Below are 24174 nucleotides of genomic sequence, written 5' to 3'. Positions count from 1 at the left end.
GGTTCATCACCACAACCCGTGGGATAGACCATATTTAGCACAATTTAACAGTTATAAATAGAAAGAAAACGAAAACTCCTGTATCGTAATTGTTGACTAGACAAACCACGAGAGGAGCTTTCGTTTTGTGTATTCATCTTAACAAATCTCATGATTTTTTACCAATTCATTTTTCTGTTTTTCCTACTGTTCAACCGAATGTGGTGCGGGTAAAGACGTCTCCACAAAGTATTTTATGTCCAGAATGTCATGGTCCAACCCATCGTCACGGTCTGATCCCACGGATGGTTCGCCATAGTTATTCCTTTCATACAGGCGTAATATGGCTTTCAATTGACATATTGCGATTGCGCTGTCCTGTCTGTAAATTGACATTCACGCACGATTTTGAACTGGGGTTACAGAGAAAGAGCACTTTTTTCTTCCGAAAAAGTATTGTGGATCGGTGCCATGGGCGTCCGCTGAGTCAGGTGGCAAAAGAATATGACATTGCTTATACCACTCTTGAGCGCTGGTATTATCTGATGACGGCAGAGGATGTAAAAGCGCGTATTCGCTCAGCTAAGCGAATCTGTATTGATGAATTCGCCTTGCGGAAAGGGCATTACTATGCGATTGCCGCCCTTGATGCGGATACGGGCCAAGTACTCTACATTGAAACAGGCAGGAACAAAGAAACGGTTGAATCAGTCTTGAATGTGATCGGGCAAAAAGCGCAAACCATCATTACTGATACGGCAGCCTTTATGGCGAAAGCCATCCGAACGGTGATGCCCAAAGCTGAACATGTGCTGGATCGTTTTCACTTGATTCAGTTTTGTACCGAAGCACTTCGCAGAAGAAGGAAATATCTGATTGAAGCAAAGTCCCACTTTAAATCCCGTTTTATTGATCGCTGTTTGTCTATTCCGCCGGAAGATCTAACGGAAGAAGAACAGGGTTTTGTGAGAGATTGGCTCGAAGAAGACTGGCATACAAAGGCACTCTATTACTTTCTCCAGCACGTTCGCTTTGTCCTGAAGTCAACTCAACCTGTTCAAGCAAAAAGAAGATTTGATGAATTAATTCAACGCTTTAGCTTTCATAACTGTGGCGCAGTTGCCAAGATTATTAAAACGTATATTCAGCGATATCAAGCATTTTTAGATACGATTACTTCTTCTTATTCAAACGGAATCATGGAGGGGACAAATAATAAAATCAAACTGATTAAACGCCGGGGCTATGGGTATCGCAACGAGCAAAACCTGTTTCATCGCATTTGTTTAGAAACGGGTCCCCACGAGTTTTGGTGATGAACCAGCTTTTTTCTATTTTGGATAAATTTTACCTTATTTAAGAGGGTTCGACCTTTTCCTTCAAAAATCGACATGGTATGATAATAGTATTGATTGACGCTTTCATAAAGGTAGTAAATACATATAAAAATAGAATGATTGGCAGGTGAGAAGATGCTGCAATCCTATACGTTTTCACAAATAAAGGGTCTGATTGGCATTATTGCAGTCGTATTTTTCGTTCAGATAGTTTTTATCGTGTCAGGATTGAATTCCTGGTTTTCAACTACGACCTATATATTAATTGAATCCGTTGTTGCTATCACGCTGTTTTGGCTGGGTATTATGATTTACAAGCGGGCACAGTCGCTCAGAAATCTTTTCAGGGAAATGGAAGAGGAAGAGTTTAAGATGTCAGCGATGATTCAGTCAATGCCGGATTTCGTCTGTTTTAAAGACGGTGAGGGAAGATGGATCAGAACAAATGATTTCGGTCTGGAATTATACGGGCTGAAAGGAAAGCATTATATCGGCAAGACTGATGGTGAGCTTGGAGATGTTAATCCATTTTTCAAAGAGGCATTTGATTATTGCGTGATGACGGATGAACAGACCTGGCAAAAAGGGACGACTGATCGCAGTGAGGAATCTTTCTATGTTGAATCGGGTGAGTACAAGTCATTTGATGTGATCAAAGTACCGATTTTTCACAAGGATGGAAGCAGAAAAGCACTAATCACAATCGGCCGTGATATTTCCCAGCAAAAAGCGGCTGAAGAACAGTTGCTGAGACGTGAAAAGCTTTCTGTTGCCGGAGAACTTGCATCAGGTATTGCCCATGAAATTAAAAATCCCCTGACCAGTCTGAAGGGATATGTACAGCTGATGAAAGAAAACGGACCATTATCTGATGAACGCGTGGAGTTGATGGCTTCAGAAATTGACCGTATTCAGTCGATCACAGAGGAACTGTTAGTGCTGTCAAAGCCCGAACTAAAAAAACAGGAACAGTTTTCAATCTGTGATTCTGTTGAATATGTCATTAACTTTATGAAGCACCAGGCAGCTGCAAGAAATATTGACATCGAAGTGAATCGTCTGCAGGCGAAAGATCGTTATGTCTACGGGGACCGTAACCAGATCGTACAGGTTTTTATCAATCTGATTAAAAACAGTATCGAAGCGATCGAAAGTGAAGGCGAGATCCTGATCAAGCCTGCGATTGAAAACAAGATGATCCAGATTGAAATCCGTGATTCCGGACCGGGTATTCCGGAAGAAATGTTCGATAAAATCTCTGAACCGTTTTATACAACAAAGGAAAAAGGTATGGGCCTCGGGCTGACGATCTGTCACAGAATCGTTCAGGCGCACGGAGGGATATTAACCTTTGAGAACCTTTCTGAAGGCGGAACAAACGCCATCGTCAAATTACCAGTCTACAAACAGGAAAAGACACTTACATCATCGTAAGTGTCTTTTCCTGTTTGTCTATTAAGCTATTTACTATGTGATATTCTTATATTGTTTACCTACTGCTGATGATTGAAGCGGAAGGGGGCGACTCCAGCAGGAGAAGTCGGACAGGTGAGACCCCGCAGAGCGAAGCTCGAGGAGGCGGGATGGCGCCACAAACCGGCGCAACCATGCGGAAAGCGTCCCCCTGCAGCTGAAATCATCAGCCCGCTTTATCAGAGCTAAAATAGTATATGCGCCACACCGGCGATAATTGGTAGTGTAATAATCGTACGAAGTAAGAAAATCAGTACAAGATCCAGGAAATTAACCGGCACCTTAGAACCGAGCAGTACGCCACCAACCTCAGACATATAGATCAGCTGAGTAACCGATACAGCCGCAATGACAAAGCGCGTCATTTCAGACGGGATATCAGCACCAATGATAGCCGGAAGGAACATATCAGCGAAACCGACAACCATTGTCTGAGCGGCATCAGCAGCATCAGGGAGCTGAAGGAGTTCTAGAATCGGCACAAACGGAGTACCAAGAATAACGAAGAAGCTTGTTTCTTCAGCAAGAATCAGCGCAATCGTACCAAAAGCCATAACAACGGGTGCTACGCCTAACCACATATCAAATACATTTTTCATCCCGCTCTTGAAGAAGTGGCTGACGCTGTTATTTTTCTTCGCAGCTTCAATCGCCATTTCTGTCCCATGTTGAATGCGTGATTTACCATCAGGAACGTCTTCAAGAGATTCTTCTTCCTCTGCTTCAGAAATATAAGTCTTTTTCTTCAGCGATAATGGCGGAATTCGAGGCATAATAATCGCAGCGATAAATCCGGCTAATGCGATTGTCAGGTAAAATGGAATAAAATAAGCTTCAAGGTCCACTTCTTTTATAATGACAATACTGAAAGTGATAGAAACGATTGAGAACGTTGTCCCAATAACTGCAGCTTCACGTTTTGAATAATGACCTTCTTCATACTGTTTATTCGTCAGCATAACTCCGATTGTCCCGTCACCTAGCCATGAAGCGAGAGAGTCAATTGAAGCACGACCAGGGAGTCTGAATAATGGACGCATAATTTTTGCCATCAGTGTACCAAACCACTCCAGCAGCCCGAAGTTAAGCAGCAATGGAAGAAATAGTCCTGCAAATAGGAATAAAGAGAATAATAGCGTAATCAATCCGCCTTCACCGAGCAGAAGTCCGCCCGTATATTCAGACCAGATCAGCTCTGTTGAACTGCCGCCAAGCTGAAAAAGTGTAATGACTGCAAAGATAGCAGCCAGAATTCTGACAATCACCCAGAACCATGACACCAGAAATAAGTTGTTTCTGAATTCATAATTTGTAATAAAATCAGGCTTTGCTACACGTGCAATCAATGAAACAACCGCAGCAAATATGATAAGCAGTGTCATAATCGCAGGAATCGCACTGCCGATTAACAGCTGCAGCCAATCAGATAGAATAGCGATTGGAATCGTAACAGCCTCTTCAGTAGGAATCGGCATCATAAATAGAAATATCCCGATGATTGAAGGGATAATAAAGCGCAAATAATCTTTTGTTGTAAAAGTATTCATATGTTTTCTCCTTTGGACTGAACTTTATTCAATAAACATGAATAAAAATAAGACAGACTTAATTTTAATTCACACCTCCAGTGAAATCAATGATTTCCTATTAAAAATAATCGTAAGCGCTTTCAATTTCATTTAACCATTTTTGAGCTGTACAATCAAATTCACCCTGATTAATTCTTATAATATATAGACACATAAGGAGTAAAAGAAGGTTTATATCATGCAGGTTTTGGGAAAAATAACTTTATAAAAATAGAATAAAGAGGTGGGCTGGGTGAATACACTTAATCATTTATCCGATGAGAAGTTATTAGAAGCACTGAAATCTGCTAAGAAACTAAATCTGGAAAAAGACTTTATACAATTGCTTGAAGAAGAAATAGAAAAACGAGGCCTCCGCGCCCAGATGTGCTCATAACAGCAGGTGTCTGCTGTTTTTTATTTTTGTATGATATTTATAAATGATGAGCAGTGTAACCCCTTCCAAAAATCCCACTATGATACAATAGTCCAATCAATAACAAGTAGGTGAAAAAATGATTAAACTAATTGCATCCGACATGGATGGCACACTGCTCAATGGCAGCCACGAAGTCGGAAAAGAAACCGTTCAGGCAATTAATGAAGCAAGAAATGCCGGAATTGAAGTGATTATCGCAACAGGCAGATCATATAAAGAAGCAGTCGTTCCACTTAAAAATGCCGGTCTTTCACTTCCGGTCGTTGTAGTTAACGGAGCTGAAATCCGCAATGAAAAGGGCGAACAGCTTTACCAGAAAGGCCTCACTACACAAAAAGCGAACGAAGCAGCTGATGCACTTGAACAGCTTGATATTTACTTTGAAATTTATACTGAAGAAGGTACGTATACAAACCATAGGGAACATGGGATTCAACTCTTGATTGACATCTTTTTAACGTCTAATCCCGATACGCCGCTTCCGCATGTCAAAGAAGAAGCGGAAAACCGCTATGATGAAGGCCATGTCCATGTTGTAGATGATTATCACGCGGTATTCTCATCTTCTGAAACTGTCTATAAGTTCCTTGCTTTCTCATCTAAACCTGAAAAGCTGGAGAAAGCAAGAGAGGTGTTAAATAACCTCGGCGGACTTGCGATCAGTTCATCAGGTAAGGAAAACCTTGAAATCACAAGTGCCGATGCACAAAAAGGAATCGCGCTCGAATGGTTTATCAATCAGCGTGGGATCGATGCAGAAGACGTAATGGCCATTGGAGATAATTATAACGATGTTTCCATGATGAAACTTGCCGGCTGGTCAGTCGCTATGGGAAATGCGCCGAAGGATATTCAGGAAATTTGCCGTTACGTCACGTCAACGAATCGTGAAGAAGGTGTGGCAAAAGCTATTCGCAAGCTAACTGAGATAGAAACAAAAGTATAATGTTGTCTAGCTCCTTGGGACATAAGACACGCATCGGTAAACGGGAAAGTTCACCCGTTTTCCGCTCCGCGTCTTAAGCCTGTCGGAGCTGAACGAGCGCCTTCCGCTTTTCTTTTGATCCAGCTCCATCAGGCAGGTCCTCGAGTCATAAGTCACAAAGTGATAAAGGGAAAGATCGCCCTTTTTCACTTTGCGTCTTATGCTTGTCGGACCTAAACGCCTGCTTCCGCTTTTCTTTGTTAAGCCGTTTCCTATATTGGGAGCGGCTTGTTTTTATTTTATACGCTTTGTTAAAGTTAAATGTAGTTTTAGCACAGCTGGTGATTGAAGCGGAAGGGGACGACTCCAGCAGGAGAAGTCGGACAGGTGAGACCCCGCAGAGCGAAGCTCGAGGAGGCTTACCGCCGACCTTGCGGAAAGCGTTCCCCTGGAGCGGAAATCAACAGCCAAATTTAACAAAGCCATTTTATATGATAAAATCTTAACTATTATATAATCACAGGAGGAATCCAAATGAAAAAAGGCGTTATTTCTCTGGGGGAAGCTTTAATTGATTTTATCCCAACTGATGAGACAAATGATTTTTATTATAAAAGTCCAGGCGGTGCGCCGGCTAATGTAGCTGTAGGAGTGGCACGTCTGGGGTTGCCGTCTTATTTTGCAGGAAAAGTTGGTGAGGACGTACTTGGAAGGTTCCTTGAACGTACGTTAAAAGAATATGGTGTGAACACTGAGTATATGCATTTTGATCGTGATCACCGCACGGGTGTTGTATTTGTCACGATTGATCAGGGGGAGCGGAGCTTTGACTTTTACATAGACCCGAGCGCAGACAGATTTTATAAAGCGGAAGAGCTGAATGAAGCGCTTTTTGAAGAGGCAAGAATTCTTCATTTCGGATCAATCTCTATGATCAGTGAGCCGGCGAAATCAGCGACGAAGAAAGCTGCAGAACTTGCCCGTGAAAAAGGCATGATCATCTCCTACGATCCGAATCTTCGTATGTCACTCTGGTCAAATGAGGAAGAGGCACGAAGAACGATTTCTTCTATGCTTGATCAGGCGGACGTTGTTAAAATTTCAGAAGAAGAGCTTGAATTTTTAACTGGTACTGAGGACATTCAAAAAGGGGCAGAAGTGATGAAGCAGTTTGGCATTCCGTTGCTGCTGATTACAATGGGAGCGGAAGGAAGCTGGGTGTTTACTCAGGACGGGGCGCAGCACGTTCCTGCTAATAAAGTACAGGCAGTCGATACAACCGGCGCAGGAGATGCTTTTGTCTCCGGTATGCTTTATTCACTTCATGAGTATAAAGGGGAAGTGCGCGATGTGAAGCTTGAACAGGCTGTAGATATGGTGAAGCTTGCGAGCCGTTCAGGTGCACTGGCCGCTTCCGTAAAAGGTGCGATGACTGCACTGCCGACACTTGAGGATTTGAAAAAGGCATAATGAAACGCCCATTTGGAAATGACTGATTGTCGCTTTCGAACGGGCGTTTTTGTGGAAAGAATGTTTGACTGATATTGTTACGGGTCACAACCCGATCGTTACAGGTCACCCTTGCCCCTGAACGCCTGCTTCCGCTTTTCTCTGGTGTCCAGCTCCAGGCGCTAGCTCCTCGGGTCATAAGCCACGCATCGGTAAACGGGGAAGAGCACCCGTTTTCCGCTCCGCGTCTTATGCCTGTCGGAGCTGAACGAGCGCCTTCCGCTTTTCTTTTCTATTCATACCCCTGGTCAAATCGGTAATTAAAAAACCGTTCCTGCGTCACCCACTGGATGGCTTCAGGATCGTTTTCACCAAGTCTTTTCTCAAGATCTTCAAGCATCCATGCTGTTTGTGAGATATGTGCGCGCATTGCATTTAATTTGATATCCATCACTTCTGTCACGTCATTTACCACATCGGGTTCACCAAGCTCTTCGCCTGTGTTATTTGCGAAAGCAACACAGTGAAGCTTAGGGCGGGTGGTCTCATCCATGCGGTGTACCGCTCTGACAACGGCACGTGCTGTGGCTTCATGGTCAGGGTGGACACAATAGTCCGGATAAAATGTGATCACAAGTGAAGGGTTTGTTTCCTCAATTAGTGACTGCATCATGTTGACCATCTTTTCGTCGTCTTCGAATTCAACAGTCTTATCGCGCAGCCCCATCATTCTGAGGTCAGTGAGCCCCATTGCGTTTGCTGCTGCTTTTAATTCTTTCTTGCGGATTTCAGGAAGTGATTCTCTAGTAGCGAATGGCGGATTACCAAGGTTTCTGCCCATCTGTCCAAGTGTCAGGCAGGCATAAGTCACACCTGTGCCACTTTTAATATGTGATGCAATCGTTCCGGAGACACCAAATGCTTCATCATCCGGATGAGGGAATACGACTAAAACATGGCTTTCTTTTTCAATCATATGTCTTTCTCCTTTCTCCTACTCAAAAGGTGTGTCGCTGATCTGCAGTGATACAGCAAGCTTACCCTGGTGATCGTGTCCAGCCATCAACAGGCGGCCCTGATCGTCGAGTTCATAGTGAGTGATACCCTGAGCGTAAATCCAGCCAAGGCTGCCGAGCTTCAGGCCAACTCTTGAAGGGGGATCCCCGATAATCTTTCCAAGTTCATATTCTACTTTTGCATTTCTGATGAATGCGCCGGCATTAAAGAACTTTTCATCAAAATGCGAAGCGTATGATCCGTTCGTCGTTTCTAAATGGATATACACTTCTTTATTTGCAAAGCGGTTAATCAATTCTTGTACTGCTTCAATTTTGACAGGCTCCATAGTGCTCCTCCTTGCCTATAATCATCTTGTTCTATTTTACTTCAAAATGTTCAGGATTGCTAAAAGGCTGTTTTGGTTCCTGAAACAAAAAAAGGTTAAGACATCTGTCTCAACCTTCGAACCGGATCACTGCGCTTCAGGCGGAAGCTTTCCGCAGGACCGGCGCTGAGCCTCCTCGAGCTGGGTCTCAGCTAACCGGTTTCTCCTGCTGGAGTCACCGCCTTACGCTCCGTTCACCTCAAATTGTCTTTTACATGCCAGCAAATAACATACTGGGTGCTTTTATAAGATTAGTCTGTCGGATCTTTAATTTTGCGTTCGTTTTCACTGTCAGGTTTATAACCCTGGTTGTTTTCCCTCTCAGGTGTGCGGTCTGTGTGCAGTGGAGCTTCGTTGTTTTTCTTAATTTCCTGCGAACGTTGACCTGTATAAAAACCAACAGCGATTGCAGCAATGATTCCGCCGATCAGACCGGCGATTGCGGCTGTACCAAGTGAGCCGGTGATCAGATAGAATCCGCCAAAAGCGCCAAGTGCGACTGCGATTGCAACGATAAAGTTAATCATATTTTCACCTCATTTAAGAAATCCTGTTTTTTACGTATATTCCTTAAACAAGGTGAATTAAACTTTTAATTACGCATTGAGTGTTTCTTTTTTAATCTCAATCTTCCCAAAGCGGCTGTGGGCACCGTGCATCACAGGACCGACATATTCATTCAGCTTCCATCCGTGATGAATGGCAGATGTAACAAATTCTTTTGCATTCGCTACAGCTTCTTTTAACTCAAGACCATTAGCAAGGTTCGCTGTAATGGCAGCTGCAAATGTACATCCGGCACCGTGATTATAAGAAGTATCAGCTTTTTCAGCTTCAAGCAGTGTGAATGTTGAGCCGTCATAGAAAAGGTCAACTGCCTGGTCGTGCTCAAGCTGTTTACCGCCTTTTACAACGACAGACTTTGCGCCCATTTCTACAATTTTTGAAGCGGCTGCTTTCATATCTTCAATTGTACGGATTGGACCGACGCCTGACAGCTGCCATGCTTCAAACAGGTTAGGTGTGACAACCATTGCGCGTGGAAGCAGGTGTTCCTGCATGGCACCGACTGTCTCAGGGTGCAGAACCTCATCTTCACCTTTGCATACCATAACCGGATCAATCACAACCTTGTCCGTTTCAGCGCGGTCAATTGCCTGTGCTGCTGTTTCGATGATTTCAACTGATCCGAGCATACCTGTTTTAAGGGCCTGGACACCTGTTGAAAGAGCTGTATCAATCTGGGCTTTTAACGTATTGATCGGAAGCGGATGGACATTATGTGCCCAGTGGTTAGCAGGATCCATCGTTACAACTGTTGTCAAAGCAGTCATACCGTACGTGCCGTGCTCCTGAAATGTTTTCAGGTCAGCCTGTATGCCGGCACCGCCGCTTGTATCCGAACCTGCTATTGTAAGTGTTTTATTTAAAGACATAGAAAACCCTCCAAAGATTATTTCCTTCATCATAGCATGCGCGGAGAATGTTTGAAAACGTCCTGCATTTCCCGGGAAATAGTGAGCAGTTTTGACAGGAATTTGTCCATTCACACGTACTGAACCATTTTCAAAACAGGAACTGGTTTCCAACCTTCGACAATTTCCGTATAATGAACGGTGTATGAAAAATCCGGCCTGCGGGCTGTTACGTGGTGATGAAATGAAAAGAATAATAGTTGTGATATTAGGTTTAGCTGTCATTGCAGGTGCAGCGATCGTTGGGTATCAATATATTGCTGGTGATAATAATCAACAGCGTTCAATTACATTTGTTGAGCAGATAAAAGATATGAATGCTCTTGCAACCTCCCATGCTTTTCTAAAAACAGTAATAGACGAAAAAGATAACGAGGTTTTTGGCTGGGATATTGATTTAAATATTCCAGGTACAGAACGCAGAGTATTCATGGTTGTTCCCGGAACCGTTCTAGCAGGTATAGACATGGATCAAGTGTCAGAAGAAGATATAAAAGTGAATGAAGAAAACAAAACACTTACCCTGCAATTACCACGAGCGAAGTTGCTTCAGGAACCTGCTCTCAAAATGGATGAGGTACAAGCATTCTCTGAAGAAGGCATCTTCCGGAGTAATGTGAATATGGAAGAAGGGCTGGAATTTGCGGCTGCAGCTCAGGAAAAAATGGAAAAAGAAGCAATTGAACAGGGTGTACTTCAGCGGGCAGAAATAAACGCTGAATTGGCATTAACCGAATTCTTTGAGCATATCGGATACGATGCAACAATTACATTCGACTAATGAGGTGATCATTGATGGGCGTCAACATTCAAAATGATTGGCAGGAACTGCTTCAGCCGGTCTTTGATGAGCCGGAGTATAAACGCTTAAGGGAATTTCTCAAAAAGGAATACGGATCAGGAAACGTATTTCCGCCGATGGATGATATATTTGAAGCATTCAAACGCACACCTTTTCATGATGTGAAAGCAGTTATTCTGGGCCAGGATCCTTATCATGGTGAGGGGCAGGCGCATGGATTAAGCTTTTCCGTACAGAAAGGAACAACGATTCCTCCGTCACTGCAAAATATTTTCAAGGAATTAAAAGAAGATGCAGGTGTTGAGCCGCCAAAGTCCGGGGACTTAACAAAATGGGCGGATGAAGGTGTCTTGCTGCTGAACACGGTGTTAACGGTGAAAGAAGGACAGGCTCACTCACATCGAAGCGAAGGTTGGGAGCGTGTAACGGATGAAGCAATCCGGCTGCTTGGCGATCGTGATGAGCCGATCGTGTTTATTTTATGGGGCAAGCCTGCCCAGGCGAAAACGAAGCTGATCGATACAGATAAACATTTGGTGATCGCCTCACCGCACCCGAGTCCGCTTGCTGCCCATAGAGGATTCTTTGGCAGTAAACCTTTTTCGAAAACGAATGATTTTTTACAAAAACATGGGATAGAGCCGATTGACTGGTCGCTTGATTAAAGGAGGCGGAAAAATTGGCTGAATCTAAACGGATTAATTGTAATGCATGTAAATACTATTATGTAACATGGGACCCGAATTTTCCAAAGGGTTGCAAAGCGCATGGTTTTAAAACAAAGCATCTTCCGTCCCTTGAAGTGTTCAGAGCTTCAGGACATCCATGCTATTTATTTGAACCAAAGCACGGAAGGAGATCATGATGAATATTTCATATGAACAGCTGTTGCAGAAAATCGCACAGGAAGCGAATAAAGCACAGGGAGCTTCAGCCAGCACACAGCGCGAGCATCTGCGCTCCATTCAGACACTGTGCGAGCTTGCGTTAGGCCAGGAAGCATCTGCTGCACCGGCAAGGCCGTCACAGCAGCCAGCCCCTGTCCAGCCTATCGCACAACCACAGCAGCAAGTGTATCAGCAGCAGTCGAGCCCGCTGAAGGAAAAGCCGATCGAAACTGATGGAGGCAACGGTGATTCGCTGTTTGATTTTTAGGGTGAAGGTCTGAACAGATGTTTGAGTGAATGTTGCGGGTTAAAGCATATTTGCCGCATTTGTCACAGAACAAACAAAAGCAAGTGATATATTGATGTTTTTAATAAATTTACCTTAGCAGGTGGTTGAAGTGGGGGACGCAGACTCCCGCCCCAGGAAGGGACAGGTGAGACCCCGCAATGCGAAGCATGAGGAGGCTCGCCGCCCGGGGGCAGGAAAGCGGAGTCCCCCACGGAAACCACCTGTGGTTACAGATGATCCATTTCAGAAAGGAAGTTTCAAATGAAGATACTATTAATCATCGGCGCAATCAATGCGTTTTTATCAGTCGCGCTCGGTGCTTTCGGAGCGCATGCGCTTGAAGGCCGTGTAGAGGCAAAATACCTTGCTACGTGGAACACAGCCGTACAATACCAGATGTTTCACGCTACAGCGATTCTCATTACCGGCGTTCTGATCGGTACGCTGCCTGCATCCGGACTTTTCGGTACAGCAGGATGGCTGTTTGTTGGTGGAATCATTTTCTTCTCAGGAAGCCTTTATGTACTCAGTCTGACAGGTATCAGTGTACTGGGAGCCATTACACCAATTGGTGGACTATTGTTCTTAGGCGGCTGGGTCTGCCTGATTATCGCTTTTGCCAAAGTCTTATAATCATGAAAGAGAGTCCGGTTTCCCGGGCTCTCTTTTATTTTACTGCCCTGCATTATTGAACGGATACTCGTATTCGATTTCACCTTCAAATGTTGCATAATCCAGGTATATCAGCGGCAATAAATATCTCTTTCCGGTGTTAGGGTCACTTAAAATAAGATGATCGCGTCCTGCAGCTTCAATGACCCCTTTAAAAATCTTTGCATTCCACTCTCTGTTATTTTCAAATGTCATATACACCGTTGTCGGCTTCCCGCGGTTCAGCCTGAAGATGTTTTCAATATAGGACTCCTCAACCCGAGGCCGGGCCTGAACCTGCTGTTGTTGCAGTTGCCCATAATACTGATAGTTTGGGTAATAACCGCCGTACTGACCTGTACCATACTGCCCCATAGAATAAGATGGATTCATCGTCATAGTAATCCCCCATTTCAAAAAAATTCGCTAATAGCCGGAAAGTTTGCTGCAGACGAGATGAAAAATGGAATAAGCTTTAAATCGGCTGCCACCTCATTTATCAGCCCTCCGTTCAAAACAGGATATGCTGTAAAATAGAAATAATGAAAATTATATTGAAATGGATGACAGGATTTCCGGAAATTGAGCGTATGTACTGGCAGGTACCGAGACATTGAAGAAATGAGGTGGGGATATAGAGGTTACGATCATCAGTATATAAAAAAACCGGGACTAATGAGTAGTCCCGGCCTGAATGATTTTAAACGTGAAGAAACTTCGGCAGGTCCTCATCTTCAAGCAGGTTCCCTACATAGAACGCACCAAATTCACCGTAGCGCGCACTTGTTTCATCAAAACGCATTTCATAGACAATCTTTTTAAACTGCAGCACATCATCCGCGTAAAGTGTTACGCCCCATTCCCAATCATCAAAACCGACTGAGCCTGAGATAATCTGCTTGATCTTACCTGCATACTGACGTCCGATCATCCCGTGATCATACATCAGCTTTTTACGCTCTTCCATTGAAAGCATGTACCAGTTATCATTGCCCTCGCGCTTTTTATCCATTGGATAGAAGCAGATGTGCTTTGATTTTGGCAGCTTCGGATACAGACGTGATCTAACATAAGGATTCTCATATGGATCCTCATCAGATTCCTTAGAGCCGTAGCTTCCGAGCTCAACCACAGATACATACGAGTAAGTAGGCACTGTATAATCAGCAATCGTTAATTTGTTAAACTCATTCTCAAGCTCATTCAGCTCTTCTATCGTCGGACGCAGAATAAACAGAACAAAATCCGCCTTCTGACCAACGATTGAATAAAACGAATGACTGCCCTGATCCTGATCCTGTACGTCATTCAGCTTTGTTAAAAACTGCTGGAACTCATTAATTGCCGCTGTGCGCTCATCGCTTGACAGCTGCTTCCACGAAGTCCAGTCCATCTTACGAAAATCATGCAGGCCATACCAGCCATCCAGCGTAGTTGCTGCTTCACTCATATTCCGTCACTCCTAAATGAAATGTCATATAAACTCACTGTTTCTATCTTATCATAAAGGAATGTGCGACAGCTAATGAGGGGAGGAGGGTTCATGAAATTGTTGGAGTTTTAGTACCGCTGATTTCCGTTCCATGCGGGAGGCTTTCCGGACGGTGGTTGCTGAGCCTCCTCACCTTCGGTTGCGGGGTCTCAGCTTCCCACTAATCGTCCCGGAGTCCCCCGCCTTCCACTACAATCAGCTGAGTGAGTTCTACATTCCATGATATGATTAAAATTATTTTAATAGTAAAAGTGGTTTTGTATACTTTTATGTTTAGATAACCACATTGAGATTATTGGAGCGGAAGGGGGCGACTCCAGCAGGAGAAGTCGGACAGGTGAGACCCCGCAAGGCGAAGCCTGAGGAGGCTCACCGCCGACCCTGCGGAAAGCGTCCCCCTGAAGCGGAAATAATCGGTTCCCCTCACTCACTTTATCTAAAATTGTCCGAAAACTAAAACTTTTTCAATGAAAACGTTGACATAAAGGCTATTGGTTGAATTCACTTACAGATGGGGTATGCTTACATATAGAGACCAATTTAGGAGGATGAATCATGAGCGATTTATTCACAGGATTAAAAGAAAAATTAACTGGTAAAGAACGCCGTATCGTATTCCCTGAAGGATCAGATGAGCGTATTTTAAGAGCAGCAAGCCGTCTTGCTGCAGAAAATATTTTAACACCAATTCTTGTCGGAAACCCGAATGCCATTGCAGAAAAAGCAAATGAATCAAACGTGATTTTAGATGGATGTGACATTATTGATCCATCATCATACCCTGAATTTGATGAGCTTGTATCTTCTTTCGTTGAACGCCGTAAAGGAAAAGCGACTGACGAGCAGGCACGCGAAATTCTTTTAGATGAAAATTACTTTGGCACGATGCTTGTATACACGAACCGTGCTGACGGACTTGTAAGTGGAGCGGCACACTCAACGGCTGACACAGTGCGCCCGGCCTTACAGATCATCAAGACAAAAGAAGACGTAAAGAAGACTTCAGGCGTATTCATCATGGTGCGTGACGATGAGAAATACGTATTTGCAGACTGCGCAATCAATATCTCACCAGACAGCAATGACCTTGCTGAAATTGCGCTTGAGAGTGCAAAGACTGCTGAGATGTTCGATGTGGACCCACGCGTTGCGATGTTAAGCTTCTCAACAAAAGGTTCAGCAAAATCTCCGGAGACTGAAAAAGTAACAGACGCAATCAAGATCGCAAAAGAAGCGAACCCTGACCTGACATTAGACGGTGAATTCCAGTTTGATGCTGCATTTGTTCCTTCCGTAGCGAAAAGTAAAGCGCCTGATTCTGAGATCCAGGGCGATGCAAATGTATTTGTATTCCCAAGTCTTGAAGCAGGAAACATCGGCTACAAAATTGCACAGCGCCTTGGCGGATTTGAAGCAGTAGGTCCGATCCTGCAGGGTCTGAATGCACCGGTGAATGACCTTTCACGCGGATGTAATGAAGAAGATGTGTACAAGCTTGCATTAATTACAGCAGGCCAGTCACTATAATATAATGAATCCCCCGTCCTGAGCGTTCAGGCGGGGGATTTTTTTGCGTTCGTGGTCGTGTTGTGGCTGGTTATGGTCGCGTCTTCCTCCGCCAGGGTCCGATACACCCGGGTTAATGGTCGTATCAGTGGCAGGAATGGTCTTATAACTGACTTTTGTGGTCGTATCACGAAAATTGATCTTCACAACAACCGCGCCACAAAAAACAGCGAAGACAAAAGTCTCCGCTGCTAACCACTCTATTTCATTTCAACCAGCTGAAGCTCCGGCTGTTCTTTCTTTGTCGTACAGATCGACTCCCAGTCGTGCGCTGCGCCGTCGCGCATGGTCACGATACGGTCTGCGATGGCTTTTGAATCCTCTAAGTCATGAGAGACAAAGATTGACGTGATGCCTGTTTTTTTAATGATCTCTCTCAGCTCACTGCGGATCTTAATCTGCAGGCCTGCATCAAGGTTACTGAAAGGCTCATCAAGCAATAGTAGTGACGGCTTAGGTGCGAGTGCACGTGCGAGTGCGATACGCTGCTGCTGTCCACCGCTTAATTCATGCGGGTAACGCTTGCCGTAAGCTGTCATATTCACAAGCTCAAGTACTTCATCAGCGCGCTGCTTACGTTCGCTGCGGCTGAACTTTTTCAGGCCGAATTGAATGTTTTCAAGCACCGTCATATGTGGGAACAGGGCATAATCCTGGAACACCATTCCGATACCGCGCTTTTCAGGAAGGACAAAACGGCGGTCATCAGTCATCACTGCACCATCTATTGAAATTTTTCCTTTAGAAGGGACTTCAAGGCCGCAAAGCAGGCGAAGCACCGTACTTTTGCCGCTGCCGCTATCCCCCTGGATCGAAATAATTTCACCCTGCTCGATTTCTAAATGAAAATGGTTAATTGTATTTGTTTTCGTTTTTCCATAACAAAAGCACAGATCTTTGATTTCTACGAACATAATCAATTCGGCTCCTTTTCTAAAACTTGATGGAAGATATAGATCGCAATACCGCTGATGACAACAATTAATATAGAAGCAAGTGATGCTTCATGAATCTGTTCATCACTCGCGTACTGGTAAGCTTTAGTGGCTAAAGTGTCAAAGTTAAATGGCCGTAAAATCAAGGTTAACGGAAGTTCTTTTAAAATATCAATAAAGACCAGGATAAAACCGCTGATCAGCGGAACTTTAATCATACGCAGGTCTACTTTAAAAAATGTCTTCGTCAGGTTCAGACCTAACATTCTTGATGCTTCAGTATATTTATTTCCGATCTTATCAAAACCGGCTTCAACTGAATTATATCCGATCGCAAGGAAGCGGATGATATATGCTGAGATCAGGATGAATAAGCTCGTGCTCAGGAACAATGAAGGCTCCATACCGACTGCTTCATAAAAGGCGAACAGCCATTTATCAAGATCAATGAAAATCGTGCTGATCCCGACTGCAATGACAGCACCGGGGATCGAGTAGCCCAAAATTGTAACCCGCGCTGCCGACTTTGAAATAAAGCTCTGATGCATTCTGGCAAAGTTCGCGATAATAACCGCAAATACCATTACAAGCGCTGCCCCGATAAACGAAACGAGCACTGAGTTGGAAATCAGTGATGTAAATTCAGGTGAAGCAATCTTCTCGTAAGTCAGGAACATCCAGTCAATCATTTGGATGAATGGAATTAAAAAGGCAAGCATGAAAATGAGCAGGCAGTAGCTGAATGCAATCCATGCTTTTGACCCTTTCAGCTTAATTGGTTTCAGCGGTCTGGACTTTGCAGTTGTAGAACTGTATTTTTTTCGTCCGCGCATCACTTTTTCAAGAATCAGAATCGCAAACACAATAAACATCAGTGTAGCTGCAAGCTTGATCGCTGAATTCAGGTCATTCATGCCAAACCACGTCTGGAAAATGGCGGTACTGAATGTCGGGACGCCGAAATATTGTACGAGTCCGTAATCATTTAACACTTCAAGCAGTACCAGACTGACGCCGCCGACGATCGCACCGCGGGAAATTGGAAGGACTACTTTAAAATAAATCTCCCATGAATTCCGGCCGAGCAGACGGGCATTTTCAACGAGTGATGCTGACTGGTGGGCTAAAAACGCGCGCGTAATCGTATACACATAAGGAAAAAGAAACATGGTGAAAATAAACACTGCGCCAGGCAGGTTCAGGATATTGAAATACGACTGGTTCACTGTAATATCCCAGTTGTTTCTGAGCGTTGTCTGGATCACACCTGTGTAATCGAGGATTCCGTTATACGTATATCCTGCAATAAACGGTGGAATCGCGAGCGGTAAAATCAGCGCCCATTTAAAAAATTTCTTCATCGGAAAGTCGTAAGCTGATACGAGCCAGGCCAGGCTGGTGCCGACTAAAATGGCGAACAATCCGGTAAAAAGCATAATCAGACCCGTATTTTTCAGCAGGTCAGGCAGAATAAATTCCTGGATATGCGCCCAGTTCTCTGCTTTTTCAGTAAAAAAATTAATTAATATTGTTAAGTTTGGAAGCAAAATCAGAATAACGATGATTAAGCTTAAGAGTGACCAGATATTCAGATAACCTGGTATTTTTCGAAACACCTTCAAGCTGGACACGTCCTTAAAATCTGCAATTCAATGTACAAACAAAAAGCTTGCAATCGTTCCCTGATAATGATAACAGTTCTCATTTGATTTGTATAGTTGAAAACGCTTATTTAGCAGGAATTGGCGGCGGCCGGGTTGCGTGTTGTGTCAAAAATTAGACAAATTGCGTGTGGGGGAGAGGTGCGTGTAGCGGGGGTGGTGGTTAGCGAAAAAACGAAAAGGTGACTGAAAAAAATGTGGAGGTGATAGATAAACTGCCAGAGATGACGTAAAAATCAGGGGATCAGGCTTCAGCGAGTGAAAAAACAAAAAGATGAGTTAAATGCGTAAAAAGGCGATGGATATCACGCAAAAGGTGATACAAAAAAAGCTGCATCACCTGAAACAGGCGACACAGCTCTCATAATATTATTTCCAGCCGACTTCATTCATAATCTGAAGGGCACGTGCATTGTTTTCACCAAGTTCAGTCAGGTTAATATCCTGCTCTTTGAACTCGCCCCAGCTTTGAAGAAGTTCTGAAGCTTCTACATTAGCGTTTGCAGGGTATTCATAGTTTGCCTCAGAAAATTCTGCCTGAGCTTCTTCGGAAGAAAGGAACTCGATGAATTTCTGAGCGTTTTCTGTGTTCTTGCTGCTTGCCGTTACGCCGGCACCACTGATGTTAACGTGTGTACCAGTTGTATCCTGGTTAGGGAATACAATTTCAAGACCTTCAGCAACTTTCACTTCTTCTTCATCTTCAGAATTCAGCATCTGGCCAAGGTAGTAAGTGTTCATAACTGCAACATCACCTTCACCTGCAGCAATTCCTTTTGCCTGGTCACGGTCTCCGCCTTCAGGGTCGCGTGCCATGTTGTTCACAATTCCTTCAGACCATTCTTTAGCAGCTTCTTCGCCTTCAAGCGCGATCATTGAAGCGACTAGTGACTGATTATAAATGTTTTCAGAAGAGCGGATCAGCACTCTGCCAGCCATATTTTCTTCAGCTAGTGACTCGTAAGTCTGGATTTCTTCAGCGTCAACTTTTTCCGGATCATATACGATGACACGCGCACGCTTTGTCAGTCCGTACCACTGGTTATCAGTGTCACGAAGGTTTTCCGGAATATTTTCATTTAATGTATCACTTTCAATTGGTTGAAGCAGTTCAAGATCTTTCGCGCGGTGCAGACGTCCTGCATCAGCAGTCATGAATACGTCAGCTTCTGAAGCAACGCCTTCACGCTCAAGACGTGCGATTAACTCGTCATCTTTACCCTGAATCACATTCACTTCAATACCTGTTTCTTCTGTAAACTGATCATATAATGCCTGGTCCGTTTCGTAATGACGTCCCGTATAAAGATTAACTTCCCCAGCTGATTCCTCAGTAGCTGCTGAATCGTCTGAAGAATCGTTTTCTTCAGTAGTTGTTTCCTCATCCCCTGAATTACCGCAAGCTGTTAAGATTGCAAGGATCAGAGCTAAACCAAATAAGTACCATGCCTTTTTCATGATGTACACTCCTTCTGAGTAGAATTAATTGAAAATGATTATCAATACTATTTAAATTATAATGATAATCATTCTCACGTCAATAGGTTTTCAAAATAAGTTTGAACATTTGCATGTTTTTTGTATGATATAATTTTTTCAGCCAGTAACAAGAGGAGAATCAGAAACAATGGAAGATCAGGGATTAACCTTATTAAAACAGCCGCTATGGAGAATCATCGACCAGTCAAGTATGGGACCGTCATTTGAAGCGCTGCAGTCATTTGCAATGGATGATACGCTCTGTGCATCCTCTGGGAGCGGGGAAGCACCTGCAACGGCCAGGTCATGGGTGCATCACCGCACGATTGTACTCGGTACACAGGACGCCCGTACACCGCACCTGGAAAAAGGACTGGCACTTCTTGAAGAAGAAGGCTGGCGCTATATCGTCCGCAATTCAGGCGGTCTGGCAGTGGTGCTTGATGAAGGCGTATTAAATATTTCACTCGTATTTTCAGAAAAAGATAAAGGCATCGATATTAACAGCGGATATGATGCGATGTTCGCGCTGGTAAAAGAAATGTTTGCTGACTTCGGACAGGAGATTGAAGCGCGTGAAATTGTTCACTCATACTGCCCGGGAAGTTACGATCTCAGCATTGGCGGCAGAAAATTCGCTGGTATCTCCCAACGGCGCCTGCGCGGCGGGATTGCTGTACAGATTTACCTCTGCATGAACGGCAGCGGGTCAGAGCGTGCCGCGTTGCTGAAGCGTTTTTATGATCAGGCAGTGCAGGGGGAGGAAACGAAATTCAGCTATCCGGAGATTCATCCTGAAGATATGGCCTCCCTCTCAGAACTGTTCGGAGCAGAACTCACTGTCCAGGACGGCATGCTGCACTTTCTAAACGCGTTAAAGGCAGTGAGCGGTGAACTGGTCGCGGGTTCATTGAATGGAGAAGAACTTGATTTGTATGCAGCTTATTATGACCGTGTTGTGAAGCGGAATGAGAGTGTGCTTAGGGATTAGGGCCGGGATGGTTCGGCGTACGGCAGGTGGTGTTTGATGGGAAATAAAGTGAGTTCGTCGGGAAATACAATTGGTTCGACGGATAACACCCCCGGTTCGCTACTTAACAACTAAACTTCGCCACTTCGTGATATTTGACCTGTGCGCGACAGCGCAAAAAAACTTCCTGCAGGCGAAGCCTGAGGAAGTTTTTTATGTCTATCAGTGCTCCGCAACCTTCTCCAAGTTCCCATTCCGGTCCATCTTAAAAGTATTCGGCTGTGCTTCTTCATTGAACAATACAAGCTTTCGCGCACGGTTCATAATCTGCATGAGTGTGTCGTAATCTTCTTTCATGGCAGACTCGCGCTCTTCCAGATACGCAACTTTCTTTTCGAGTGCGCGGTACTTTTCCTGCCAGACTTTCACTTCTGATGAGAGCCTGTCAGATTGCAGCAGTGAGCCGTTGCGGTCGAGCTGCTGCAGGTAGGCAATGACGGCGCTTAATGTTAATTCTGAGACGCGCTTTGTTGGGGCAGGCTGCGCAAAAGCAGGTGTGCTTTCTTCTGCAATCTCTTCATTAACAGTCACAGGTTCTTCGTGCTCAAACCCTTCCGGAACTGAGAAGTCAGGCTTGTATAATACTTTTTTCTTGCCTGAGTGATCCTTGCCGAGCAGTCTATTCCGCTGCTTTCTTTGTTTTTTTGCAAGACTTAAAGCCTGTTCGAACTGACTGCGCACAACTGCATTCCATCTGAACCCGCATGCAGCGGATGTCCGGTCAAGTTTATCGCCGGCCTCCTCAAACGCATTGAGCTGTGTACTTCCTTCTCTGACGTGCCGAAGCACTGTATCTGCCAGCAGCAGATCATCCTCTTCCATCCAGGCATCCTGACGATTTTTCATCCTTGTCACTCCAATCTTTGAATCTTTCTGCTATCATTTTCTCCCGGGTTATAAAGTTTTATACATGCAGTATGAAAAAAACGGAAAGTGCGATTGTTGAAATGAATCAGCAGAATCGGTAAAGTTTCACTAACAGCTTCTTTTTAAATGGCTCTGTCAAATTTGGCTGTTGATTTCCGCTGCAGGGGGAACGCTTTCCGCATGAGCCGTCTTTTGGCTCCGGTTCAATCGGACCTCCTCGACGCTGCGCGTCTGCGGGGTCTCACCTGTCACGCTGCTCCTGCTGGAGTCGTCCCCCTTCCGCTGCAATCACCAGCTGTGCAAATACAACATTGGACTTTAATATAGACTTTTAAATAAATTTTCCGTCTCAAAAACTGAGACGCCGCCTTTTAAAAAAGGTTGAAATTTGTCAAGTCGTGAAGTGAAAAAATAACCAGTTATAATCATAGATAACGAAAGAGATGAGGGACAGACATGACGACGTACGCGCTTCAAAAACTCGCTGAGGAAAAGGTATTCAAAGACCCCGTCCACCGCTACATACATGTAAGAGACCAGGTCATCTGGGATCTCGTCGGGACGCGTGAATTCCAGCGCCTCAGAAGAATCCGTCAGCTTGGCACAACCTATTTAACCTTTCACGGAGCTGAACACAGCCGCTTTAATCACTCGCTGGGTGTATATGAAATCGTTCGCAGGATTGTGGATGATGTATTCGCGTCCCGTCCGGAGTGGGATCACAGTGAACGCCTGCTGTGTCTGTGCGCCGCGCTTCTGCACGACCTTGGGCACGGTCCGTTCTCACATTCATTTGAAAAAGTGTTTGATCTTGATCATGAGAACTTTACGCAGGAAATTATCCTTGGGCAGACAGAGGTAAACCGTGTGCTGACAAAGGTGGAACCTGACTTTCCGCAAAAGGTGGCAGATGTAATTGCCAAAACGTATGAAAACAAGCAGGTTATCAGCCTGATCTCAAGTCAGATTGATGCGGATCGTATGGATTATCTGCAGCGGGACGCTTATTTTACCGGCGTCAGCTATGGCCACTTTGATATGGAAAGAATCCTGCGCGTACTCAGACCGCTTGACGATCAGGTCGTCATCAAATCAAGCGGGATGCACGCGGTGGAAGACTACATCATGAGCCGCTATCAGATGTACTGGCAGGTCTATTTTCATCCGGTTACAAGAAGTTCAGAGGTCATTTTGACGAAAATTCTTCACCGCGCGAAGGAACTCAGCAGTCAGGGGTATGAATTTGCCTATGAGCCGCGTCATTTTAAATCCATGTTCACAGGTAATGTGACGCTGAAGGATTATCTGAACCTCGATGAATCCGTAGTGACTTACTATTTTCAAATGTGGGAAGATGAGAAGGATCCGATATTAAGAGACCTGTGCGACCGTTTTATGCAGCGCAGGCTGTTCAAATATGTGGAATTTGATCCTTCAAAGGAATATAAAAAATTAAATCAGCTTGAACAGCTATTTAAAGAGGCTGAACTCGATCCGGACTATTATCTGGTAGTTGACTCATCATCTGATCTGCCGTATGATTTCTACCGGCCTGGCGAAGAAGAAGAAAGAGTGCCAATCCATCTGTTAATGCCCGGCGGAGAAATAAAAGAACTTTCCCGTCAATCTGAGATTGTAGACGCGATTTCAGGGAAAAGAAGAACAGACCATAAATTATATTATCCAAAAGACTGTCTGCTGGATGATTCGACGCATAAAGAAACAAAGCAGAAAATCCTCGATATCCTCGGGGTAACAGAACGCTAAAAGGGGAGAAAGTCAATGATGAAGGATCACGCCCGGCTCATGCAGGCATTTTCAGCAGTTGATGAAATTGTCGGCAGAAAAAAGCTGCAGAAGATCATTTTTATCGCCAAGAAACACAACTATGCTTTTCACGAAAAGTACCAATTCCATTTCTTCGGGCCGTACTCTGAAGAACTGACGCTCAGAGTGGAAGAGCTTTGCAATATGGGGTTTTTAAAAGAATTTAATGAGAAAAAAAGCGGCTATTACCAGTACCGCTACGAGATCACAGATGAAGGAAGAGACTTTCTCGCTTCACAGACAGAAGCACCATCAGCAGAACTCGAACCATTCCTGACTGATCTCAACCAGCAATCCTCAAGATTTCTCGAGCTTGTCTCAACCATTCTGTACTTCGACACCTTAGAAGAAGCGGAATGCATTGAGAAAGTAAAGAAAGTAAAAGAAAAACAGAATTATACTGAAGAAGAATTCCAGGAAGCTTTGTCATACATAGCGCATTTGAAGGATTTTTCTTAAAAAAGTGAACCTCTCCGTTTTGGCGGAGGGGTTTTTGTTTTGTGGTGGGCGGGACTGCGCGTTGGGAGTTGGTTGTTGGTTCGGCTTATAGCAAGTGGTGTTCAGTGGGAAATAGCGTGGGTTCGGCGGGAAATATAACGGGTTCGATGTACAGCACCGCTTGTTCGACGCTCAACGACTGAACTTCGCCACTTCATGTC

The 24174-nt window shown here is 44.4% G+C and carries 25 protein-coding genes; 13 read left to right on the top strand and 12 right to left on the bottom strand.

The genetic code is table 11. The features are described 5' to 3' along the window. Positions 1-125: 125 nt before the first annotated feature. Entirely contained in the window at positions 126-1295 is a 1170-nt protein-coding gene (locus tag KP77_RS14955; RefSeq protein WP_084218739.1) for an ISL3 family transposase, read from the top strand. A gap of 156 nt (positions 1296-1451) precedes the next feature. Further along, entirely contained in the window at positions 1452-2750 is a 1299-nt protein-coding gene (locus tag KP77_RS14950; protein ID WP_041123548.1) for an ATP-binding protein, read from the top strand. A 224-nt stretch (positions 2751-2974) separates the two neighbouring features. Here the strand turns inward: KP77_RS14950 and KP77_RS14945 are convergent, their stop codons facing one another. Continuing rightward, entirely contained in the window at positions 2975-4336 is a 1362-nt protein-coding gene (locus KP77_RS14945; RefSeq protein ID WP_041123547.1) for a YjiH family protein, read from the bottom strand. Between the two features lie 274 nt (positions 4337-4610). Here KP77_RS14945 and sda point away from each other — a divergent pair, with 274 nt between their 5' ends. The 3 genes from sda to KP77_RS14935 all read left to right on the top strand — a co-directional run bounded on the left by sda (position 4611) and on the right by KP77_RS14935 (position 7191). Then, on the top strand, positions 4611-4754 hold the full coding sequence (gene sda, locus KP77_RS17895) for a sporulation histidine kinase inhibitor Sda (protein ID WP_152614752.1): 144 nt from the start codon (positions 4611-4613) through the stop codon (positions 4752-4754). 118 nt (positions 4755-4872) lie between these two features. After that, the gene (locus KP77_RS14940) at positions 4873-5742 is read left to right on the top strand and encodes a Cof-type HAD-IIB family hydrolase (RefSeq protein ID WP_041123546.1); all 870 of its coding nucleotides are present in this window, start codon (positions 4873-4875) and stop codon (positions 5740-5742) included. 513 nt (positions 5743-6255) lie between these two features. Next, the gene (locus KP77_RS14935; protein WP_200889077.1) at positions 6256-7191 is read left to right on the top strand and encodes an aminoimidazole riboside kinase; all 936 of its coding nucleotides are present in this window, start codon (positions 6256-6258) and stop codon (positions 7189-7191) included. Between the two features lie 271 nt (positions 7192-7462). Here KP77_RS14935 and bshB2 read toward each other — a convergent pair whose 3' ends face one another. From bshB2 to pdxK, 4 genes are all read right to left on the bottom strand, one after another. Beyond that, a complete protein-coding gene (gene bshB2 / locus KP77_RS14930) occupies positions 7463-8146 on the bottom strand; it encodes a bacillithiol biosynthesis deacetylase BshB2 (protein ID WP_041123544.1) in 684 nt (227 codons plus the stop codon). A gap of 18 nt (positions 8147-8164) precedes the next feature. Beyond that, complete coding sequence (locus KP77_RS14925) at positions 8165-8515, bottom strand: YojF family protein (RefSeq protein WP_041123543.1); 351 nt, start codon at positions 8513-8515, stop codon at positions 8165-8167. 290 nt (positions 8516-8805) lie between these two features. Next, on the bottom strand, positions 8806-9081 hold the full coding sequence (locus KP77_RS14920; protein ID WP_041123542.1) for a hypothetical protein: 276 nt from the start codon (positions 9079-9081) through the stop codon (positions 8806-8808). 69 nt (positions 9082-9150) lie between these two features. Then, positions 9151-9990, bottom strand: coding sequence for a pyridoxine/pyridoxal/pyridoxamine kinase (pdxK, locus tag KP77_RS14915; protein ID WP_041123541.1), 840 nt, complete (start codon positions 9988-9990; stop codon positions 9151-9153). 184 nt (positions 9991-10174) lie between these two features. Here pdxK and KP77_RS14910 point away from each other — a divergent pair, with 184 nt between their 5' ends. The 4 genes from KP77_RS14910 (at position 10175) to KP77_RS14890 (ending at position 12640) form a co-directional block, all read left to right on the top strand. After that, positions 10175-10810 carry a DUF4230 domain-containing protein gene (locus tag KP77_RS14910; protein WP_052474298.1) on the top strand — a complete coding sequence of 212 codons (636 nt, stop codon included), beginning with the start codon at positions 10175-10177 and terminating at the stop codon, positions 10808-10810. Between the two features lie 14 nt (positions 10811-10824). After that, positions 10825-11496 carry a uracil-DNA glycosylase gene (locus KP77_RS14905; protein ID WP_041123540.1) on the top strand — a complete coding sequence of 224 codons (672 nt, stop codon included), beginning with the start codon at positions 10825-10827 and terminating at the stop codon, positions 11494-11496. 196 nt (positions 11497-11692) lie between these two features. After that, positions 11693-11986 carry a YwdI family protein gene (locus KP77_RS14895; RefSeq protein ID WP_152614751.1) on the top strand — a complete coding sequence of 98 codons (294 nt, stop codon included), beginning with the start codon at positions 11693-11695 and terminating at the stop codon, positions 11984-11986. A 282-nt stretch (positions 11987-12268) separates the two neighbouring features. Continuing rightward, positions 12269-12640 carry a DUF423 domain-containing protein gene (locus KP77_RS14890; RefSeq protein WP_041123537.1) on the top strand — a complete coding sequence of 124 codons (372 nt, stop codon included), beginning with the start codon at positions 12269-12271 and terminating at the stop codon, positions 12638-12640. A gap of 39 nt (positions 12641-12679) precedes the next feature. Here KP77_RS14890 and gerQ read toward each other — a convergent pair whose 3' ends face one another. Together gerQ and hemQ are read right to left on the bottom strand one after the other, a co-directional pair. After that, positions 12680-13057 carry a spore coat protein GerQ gene (gene gerQ, locus KP77_RS14885; RefSeq protein ID WP_084218737.1) on the bottom strand — a complete coding sequence of 126 codons (378 nt, stop codon included), beginning with the start codon at positions 13055-13057 and terminating at the stop codon, positions 12680-12682. Positions 13058-13358: 301 nt separating this feature from the next. After that, positions 13359-14108: a hydrogen peroxide-dependent heme synthase gene (gene hemQ, locus KP77_RS14880; protein WP_041123536.1), complete on the bottom strand. Its 750-nt coding sequence runs from the start codon at positions 14106-14108 to the stop codon at positions 13359-13361. Positions 14109-14705: 597 nt separating this feature from the next. Between hemQ and pta the strand changes: the two genes are divergently transcribed. After that, positions 14706-15677 (top strand): phosphate acetyltransferase, encoded by a 972-nt coding sequence (gene pta / locus KP77_RS14875; protein WP_041123535.1) that lies wholly within the window; start codon positions 14706-14708, stop codon positions 15675-15677. Here the strand turns inward: pta and KP77_RS18020 are convergent. The 4 genes from KP77_RS18020 to KP77_RS14860 all read right to left on the bottom strand — a co-directional run bounded on the left by KP77_RS18020 (position 15672) and on the right by KP77_RS14860 (position 19770). Next, entirely contained in the window at positions 15672-15863 is a 192-nt protein-coding gene (locus tag KP77_RS18020) for a hypothetical protein (protein ID WP_152614750.1), read from the bottom strand. The genes pta and KP77_RS18020 overlap by 6 nt on opposite strands. A gap of 53 nt (positions 15864-15916) precedes the next feature. After that, entirely contained in the window at positions 15917-16630 is a 714-nt protein-coding gene (locus KP77_RS14870) for an ABC transporter ATP-binding protein (protein ID WP_041123534.1), read from the bottom strand. A 2-nt stretch (positions 16631-16632) separates the two neighbouring features. Further along, positions 16633-18273, bottom strand: a complete 1641-nt coding sequence (locus tag KP77_RS14865; RefSeq protein WP_235420731.1) for an ABC transporter permease — start codon at positions 18271-18273, stop codon at positions 16633-16635. A 408-nt stretch (positions 18274-18681) separates the two neighbouring features. Beyond that, positions 18682-19770: a Fe(3+) ABC transporter substrate-binding protein gene (locus KP77_RS14860; RefSeq protein ID WP_041123533.1), complete on the bottom strand. Its 1089-nt coding sequence runs from the start codon at positions 19768-19770 to the stop codon at positions 18682-18684. A 169-nt stretch (positions 19771-19939) separates the two neighbouring features. Between KP77_RS14860 and KP77_RS14855 the strand changes: the two genes are divergently transcribed. Beyond that, a complete protein-coding gene (locus KP77_RS14855; RefSeq protein ID WP_041123532.1) occupies positions 19940-20782 on the top strand; it encodes a lipoate--protein ligase family protein in 843 nt (280 codons plus the stop codon). Positions 20783-20983: 201 nt separating this feature from the next. Here the strand turns inward: KP77_RS14855 and KP77_RS14850 are convergent, their stop codons facing one another. Next, positions 20984-21667, bottom strand: a complete 684-nt coding sequence (locus KP77_RS14850) for an RsfA family transcriptional regulator (RefSeq protein WP_041123531.1) — start codon at positions 21665-21667, stop codon at positions 20984-20986. Between the two features lie 477 nt (positions 21668-22144). On the opposite strand from KP77_RS14850, the gene KP77_RS14845 reads away from it, so the two are divergent. Together KP77_RS14845 and KP77_RS14840 are read left to right on the top strand one after the other, a co-directional pair. After that, positions 22145-23455, top strand: coding sequence for an HD domain-containing protein (locus KP77_RS14845; protein WP_041123530.1), 1311 nt, complete (start codon positions 22145-22147; stop codon positions 23453-23455). Between the two features lie 15 nt (positions 23456-23470). Continuing rightward, entirely contained in the window at positions 23471-23974 is a 504-nt protein-coding gene (locus KP77_RS14840) for a YwgA family protein (RefSeq protein WP_041123529.1), read from the top strand. Positions 23975-24174: the final 200 nt, after the last annotated feature.

It is taken from the genome of Jeotgalibacillus alimentarius (genome assembly GCF_000829445.1).
In the GTDB taxonomy this organism is placed as follows: domain Bacteria; phylum Bacillota; class Bacilli; order Bacillales; family Jeotgalibacillaceae; genus Jeotgalibacillus; species Jeotgalibacillus alimentarius.
The sequence above is the reverse complement of the archived record's forward strand: the minus strand, read 5'-3'. Positions and strand labels throughout refer to the sequence as shown.